This window comes from Bacteroides sp. 43_46 (assembly GCF_001915455.1).
GTDB lineage: Bacteria > Bacteroidota > Bacteroidia > Bacteroidales > Bacteroidaceae > Bacteroides > Bacteroides caccae.
Genome location: NZ_MNQN01000005.1, coordinates 1 through 2,422, shown reverse-complemented (window position 1 = coordinate 2,422; position 2,422 = coordinate 1). Strand labels below are relative to the sequence as shown.

The window sequence follows — 2,422 nt, the reverse complement described above, 5'->3', positions numbered from 1 at the left end:
AGGATTGTCAAAGGAACACAAGTACATTGACAGCATCACACTGAACGGTGAACCCTATACAAAGAATTATATCTCGCATGAAGATATTTTGAAGGGTGGGACTTTGGTGTATAAGATGAAATAAGGAATCTACCTCATTACAGGAAGAGGGTATAACAGCCGGCTCCGGCTATATACCCTCTTCCTGCTTTCTGTTCCTGATGCTTTTCAAAGGATCATAATGCTCCAGGTATTTATGCCCTTATCCATGAAACATGATCATTATCAGCATAACTTCTGTTTTAGATATCTTGTAATTGCCATATTAAATTGTTGCCATGAACCATGTCAAGTCAGAACATGATATAATGGGCAAAACAAAAATACAACTCTTATATTTGCTCAATCCAAACTTTATTGCGTTATTTGCGTTACATGTTTTATGTAACATAAAAACTGCAATGAAGAGTATTTCTACTAATCCATTTTTAATAACCGGTTACCAAGGGCCCGACTATTTCTGTGACCGCGAAAAAGAAACAGCTTCTTTAATGTCAGCATTAAAGAATGGCAGAAATATTACATTAATCAGTCCGCGCCGTATGGGAAAGACAGGACTAATAAAGAATGTATTTTACTATATTCAAAAAGAAAATAAATCTGCCGCCTGTTTTTATCTGGATATATTTTCAACCCAGAATCTTCAGGAGTTTGTATCTCTACTGGGACGAAGTGTGTTGGGGAAATTAGATACCTTATCACAGAGTACCTTAAAATCGCTATTCTCATTCTTTAAAAGTTGCCGTCCGGTCATCAGCGCCGATGAAATTACAGGAATGCCATCTGTAACACTCGACTTTATTCCGGAACGTTCAGAAGAAACCTTGAAAGAGATTTTCACCTACCTAAACCAATCGGGAGTAGAATGTTATATAGCCATTGACGAATTCCAGCAAATAATGGAATATCCGGAGAAAGGAGTGGAAGGCCTGTTGAGATCGTATATCCAGTTCACCCCGAATGTGCATTTTATCTTTTCGGGCAGCAAAAAGCATTTGATGGAGTCTATCTTCTTTTCCATCAAAAGACCTTTTTACCAATCTACGCAGAAACTTTTCCTGGCCCCTATTCCTTATACTCCTTACCGGGAGTTTGCCAAGAAACTGTTTGATGAAAGGAAAAAAACTTTGCAGGAAAATATCTTCCATGAAATTTATCAATCGGTAAAAGGACATACGTGGTATATGCAATATCTTTTAAACAGATTGTATTCATTGCCACAGCAGACTCCGACCATAGAGCTGTTGCATACACTCATCCAGGAAATCATACAGGAGGAAGAATATACTTATCAAACCTATTTCCAGTTTTTAACTTCCAATCAGATTCAGTTGCTGAAAGCTATAGCCAAAGAGGAAATTGTAAATGAGATTAACAGTGCCACATTCATAAAGAAATATGATTTAAAAGGAGCCAGCAGCATAAATGTAGCATTAAAGTCTTTAATTAATAAGGAGTTTGTCTTAAAAGAGCAGCAAGGATATATAGTATACGATCGTTTTTTGGCAATTTGGCTCAAAGGACTAGTATGAATAATTAAAATCTCCATCACTATGAATACAAAAGGAATTCTTATTGCAATTCTGGCATTGGGAAGCATAACGTTGATAAATGCCCAACAACCTGCCGGCTATTTCTTCAAGGAATTTACTCCAGGAAAAGTTTTATTGAAAAACAAACAGTTTGCCAAAGGGAAATTTAACTATGACTGTATAAACAAGGAAATGCATTTTTTGAATGAATCGACAGACATGGTTATAGAGAATTTGGAAGATATTGATACAGTAGTCATTGATATACACCGCTTTATTCCGTTTGAGGGACATTTTATGGAAGTGATGACTGATCAGCATACCACTCTTTTTATAGACTGGAAAGTAAAGCCAAAAGATATCGGGAAGAAAGGAGCTATGGGAACAGTTACTCATGGCAGTGTTCAAGCAATTGATGTCAATACACGCTTCCAACGTGTTAACGGTGAACAGAATTTAGACCTTTCGGTCTATAAAATGGTAACGGAAAATGTTTATTACACTCAGATTAAAGGCAAGTTGAGAAGCTTTCGAAATATCCATTCACTTCTGAAATTGTATTCAAAAGATAAGCAACAACTTATCAAAGAGTTCATTGAAACAGAAAAGATTAAGATAGAAAACCCCAAAGATATACTAAAAGTCTTGAAACGGTTTCAATAAAAGAAGGTGTCCGAAAAGTGAAGTGCCCTCTAAAAGTTTTATGTCTAACTTTTGGAGGCTGTCCATTTCAGACACCTTCTTTTATTATATAACTAGGGATATTCAGTAAATGTCTCTAAAAAATAAGATGGCATATGAAGATGATAGGGCATGACCATTTCATATGCCATTCTTATTGTCATTTTTCC

Annotated in this window: 3 protein-coding genes; all 3 read left to right on the top strand. The window is 36.0% G+C overall.

Annotated features, from left to right (window positions below):
- Positions 1-124 (top strand): glycoside hydrolase domain-containing protein (locus BHV72_RS00180; RefSeq protein ID WP_286853282.1); only part of this gene is annotated, 124 nt, incomplete at its 5' end.
- Positions 125-440: 316 nt separating this feature from the next.
- Positions 441-1,571, top strand: coding sequence for an AAA family ATPase (locus tag BHV72_RS00175; protein WP_007840914.1), 1,131 nt, complete (start codon positions 441-443; stop codon positions 1,569-1,571).
- Positions 1,572-1,592: 21 nt separating this feature from the next.
- The gene (locus BHV72_RS00170; RefSeq protein ID WP_005843109.1) at positions 1,593-2,234 is read left to right on the top strand and encodes a hypothetical protein; all 642 of its coding nucleotides are present in this window, start codon (positions 1,593-1,595) and stop codon (positions 2,232-2,234) included.
- The last annotated feature ends 188 nt before the right edge of the window (positions 2,235-2,422 follow it).